Annotated in this window: 3 protein-coding genes; all 3 read left to right on the top strand. The window is 62.3% G+C overall.

The window, feature by feature from the left end:
* On the top strand, nt 1-1,992 hold a 1,992-nt coding region (locus R3280_RS16285; RefSeq protein ID WP_318999660.1), incomplete at its 5' end, for a type VI secretion system Vgr family protein.
* Nucleotides 1,961-2,827 carry a DUF4123 domain-containing protein gene (locus R3280_RS16280; RefSeq protein WP_318999659.1) on the top strand — a complete coding sequence of 289 codons (867 nt, stop codon included), beginning with the start codon at nt 1,961-1,963 and terminating at the stop codon, nt 2,825-2,827. The genes R3280_RS16285 and R3280_RS16280, both read left to right, overlap by 32 nt.
* Nucleotides 2,811-3,644 (top strand): LysM domain-containing protein (locus R3280_RS16275; RefSeq protein ID WP_318999658.1); only part of this gene is annotated, 834 nt, incomplete at its 3' end. The genes R3280_RS16280 and R3280_RS16275, both read left to right, overlap by 17 nt.

The raw sequence follows: 3,644 nt of genomic DNA, 5'->3' as shown, positions 1-3,644 counted from the left end.
GTCGGTGAAGTCCTCGAACAGCCGGTGGAACTGGCCATCTGGCAGGACGGCCAGCTGCTGCGCCGCTTCACCGGCGTGGTCTCCGAGTTCGCCCGCGGCGACACCGGCCACCGCCGCACCCGCTACGAGCTGGTGGTGGAACCGGCGCTGTGGCGGCTGGGGCTGATGCACAACAGCCGCATCTTCCAGACCCAGACCCCGGATGCCATTCTCAAGACCCTGCTGGACGAGCGGGGCATCGCCGACACCGTGTTCGACCTCAAGCGCACACCCCAGGAGCGGGAGTACTGCGTCCAGCACCGGGAAAGCGACCTGGCTTTCCTCCAGCGCCTCGCCGCCGAAGAGGGCTGGCACTTTCGTTTTGAAATCGATGGGCGCTTCGACATCGATTCCGATAACCAGCCGCTGGTGCTGTCGGATCACCACGGCGACGCCCCCATCCTGCCGGAGGCCACCTACAACGCCAGCGCCGGCGGCAGCAGCCGGCAGCCAGCGGTGCTGGCGTTCAGCTATCGGGAGCGGGTCCGCGCCGCCTCGGTGGCGATGAAGGACTACACCTTCAAGAACCCCGCCTACGCCCTGATGCACGAGCAGGCCGCCTCCGGCATCGACCACCAGCTCGACGATTATCAATATTATGACTACCCCGGCCGCTTCAAGGCCGATTCCAGCGGCACCGCCATTACCCAGGCCAGACTGGACGCCCGGCGCAACGACGCCAGCGAGGCCCCGGGCAAGAGCAACCGACCGGACCTCGCCGCCGGCGCCAAGCTGCCCCTGACCGGTCACCAGCAAGATGCGCTCAACCGCGATTGGCTGCTGACCGGCATCGTCCACACCGGCAAGCAGCCCCAGGCCCTGGAAGAGGAGGGCGGCTCGGAGCCCACCAGTTACAGCAACACCTTCACCGCCATTCCCGCCGACCGCACCTGGCGGCCCCAGGTCACCCATCGGCCGCTGATGGACGGCCCGCAGATGGCCATCGTCACCGGCCCGGCAGGGGAGGAGATCCACTGCGACGAACACGGCCGGGTCAAGGTCCGTTTCCCCTGGGATCGCTACTCGGATAACGACGAACACAGTAGCGCCTGGCTCCGGGTCAGCCAGGGCTGGGCCGGAGGCCAGTACGGCTTCCTGGCGCTGCCACGCATTGGCCACGAGGTGATCGTCAGTTTCCTCGACGGCGACCCGGACCAGCCCATAATCACCGGCCGTACCTACCACGCCACCAACACGCCGCCCTATGCGCTGCCGGAGCACAAGACAAGAACGGTGCTGAAAACCCAGACCCACAAGGGCGAGGGCAGCAACGAACTGCGCTTCGAGGACGAAGCTGGTCAAGAGCAGATCTACGTCCACGCCCAGCAAGACCTGGACCTGCTCACCGAGAACGACCGCACCGAGGTCATCAAGCACGACAGCCACCTGACGGTGGAGAACGACCGCATCGGCCACATCCAGGCCAACGACCACCTCACCGTGGATGGCGAACAGCGCACCAAGGTGGGCGGCGACTACAGCCTCACCGTCAACGGCAGTCACCACAGCCAGCAGGGTCAGTCCCAGCTCGTCGAGGCTGGCAACGAAATTCACCATAGGGCGGGCATGAAAATCGTCATCGAAGCCGGTGCCGAGGTCACTCTGAAAGCGGGCGGCAGCTTCGTCAAAGTCGACCCCAGCGGCGTCACCGTGTCGGGCCCAATGGTGAAAATGAATTCCGGCGGCTCGCCGGGGAGTGGCACTGGTGCCTCGGCGCAGGCGCCCAACCAGCCGGGCGTGCTGGCCGACCAGGAGCAGCCGGACAATGCGTCGGCGCAGTTGGCGGAAGCCGCCCAGCGGCAGAACGCCTCCGGCAACCCGGCCCAGGCCATGGTGTCCGCCCAGGCAAATCATGCCCCACTATTGAAACAGGCCGCCCGGGAAGGGGCGTTGACAGTAACCGCTTGTGAGTTTGATGAGCATGGACGCTGCACACTACATAACCACACTTGAGCAAACCGTCCCAGTCAGTAACAAGCCGGAGACTGCCGCCTACGCCATTGTCGATCTTGCGGTCGGGCACGACTTCCTACAGCGTCTGTATGAAGCTATGAACCCTGGGCCCATTGAATGGTGGAGCCTGTTCGAAGGCTCTGAATGGCAGGGGAGCTGGACCAATGGCCCCATTCTGGTTGAGCTGAGTAACAGCACCGCCTTTATCGAACAGCTGGCCTCCGAGATGGAGGGGCAGTCACTTGGAGTGCTGATCGAGAGCTCCGCCAGCGCGACCGACCTTCGTGAGCGTTGCCAGCACTGGTTGCTGGGTTCGGATGCCTCCGGGAAACGGCTACTCAGATTTTACGAGCCCAGAATGTTGGGACCACTTCTGTGTGTGCTGGGTGATGGTCAGCGGCAACAGTTAGTGCCGCCCAACGAACAATGGTCCTGGCACGATGGCGCTCATTGGCGTTCTGTGGCTCCCACACCAGACGCTGCCATGGATGCCGGCGAGGCCCGGGTAACCGTCAGTGATGATCAGCTTCGCAAGATTACCCCTTACCGAATGGCCGCAGAATCAAGAAACCTTGCGGATCACTACCGTGAACGGCTGGCAGAGTATGGAGACCCTGCCACCTGGGTAATGGCCAGATTGCTCGATGCCCAGCAAGCCGGAATCACTCAGGTGTCAGATCAGGAGCGCTGGCTCCGGTTGGTCCTCCGTCACGGCGACGCTTTTCCTGTTGCCGATCGATTCCGGGGAATTCTGGATCAGACACAAAGGTCCGCAAGCGAGCGGCTCACCGCATTGGAAAGTTTAAGGAAGAACGACGATGCCCCAACAGTATGAAGTGCAGGCCGGAGACACCCTGTCGCACATTGCCCAACGTTATCAGACCTCTGTCTCCGAGATTCAGGCCCTTAATCCGATTATCCAGGACCCGGATAGGATCCAGATCGGCTGGAAACTGGATATCCCCGCCAACGATTCGGAGTTGGCCGATGACGACAACCTGCCTCCACCCAAATCGGCGAGTAACGCCAGTACCACCGATCCTTCTTGTACCGAGTGTCAGTTGGAGTTTGTCGAAATGGTCCACATTACTGGCGAAAGCGGTTCGGTGCATGCGTTGACTGATCGGCAACGTGTGGAACTGGACGACGCTGTTCAGGTACTGCAGGCACCCATGCAAGATCTGCAGCAGGCCGAAGGTGGTCCGGAGGATCAGGTACCTCAAGCTAAAACGGAAGCCTGGCAGGCCTTGAAGGAACTCGACGCGCTGCCCCCCACTGCCACAAGCACCACCGCACAGGAGTTGCTGGCGGAATATCGGGCAACTTGGCAACAGGCGCAGCAGCGACTGGACCGCCAGGAGCGTCGCCGGGAACGTATCCGCACGGAGGTGGAGCAGGTCCGGCGCGAAGTTCTGAGGCCTATGCACCGAATGGCCAGTAACGACCCCAAAGACCAACTGACCATCCGCATCTTCAGGACACTGTCCCAGGAGCTGGAAGAAACCCTCCCTGCAATTGACACTGTGCTGGAGGCGTACAGGGGCAATGTCGATGCAGAGCAGAAGAACTTTGAGTCCCTGGATGAACGTCTAGAATACCTTCGTGCTGCCCTGGAGGCGGAAATTGCTCATCGCGTCGCTCAGGCATCTGAC

Origin of the sequence: Marinobacter sp., assembly GCF_033722195.1 — a bacterium.
GTDB lineage: Bacteria > Pseudomonadota > Gammaproteobacteria > Pseudomonadales > Oleiphilaceae > Marinobacter.
This window is presented reverse-complemented; position numbering and strand designations above follow the sequence as displayed.

What these genes read in the sequence shown, in the direction of transcription:
- R3280_RS16280 (WP_318999659.1), top strand. Translation starts at nt 1,961, where the DNA reads ATGGACGCTGCACACTACATAACCACACTTGAGCAAACCGTCCCAGTC.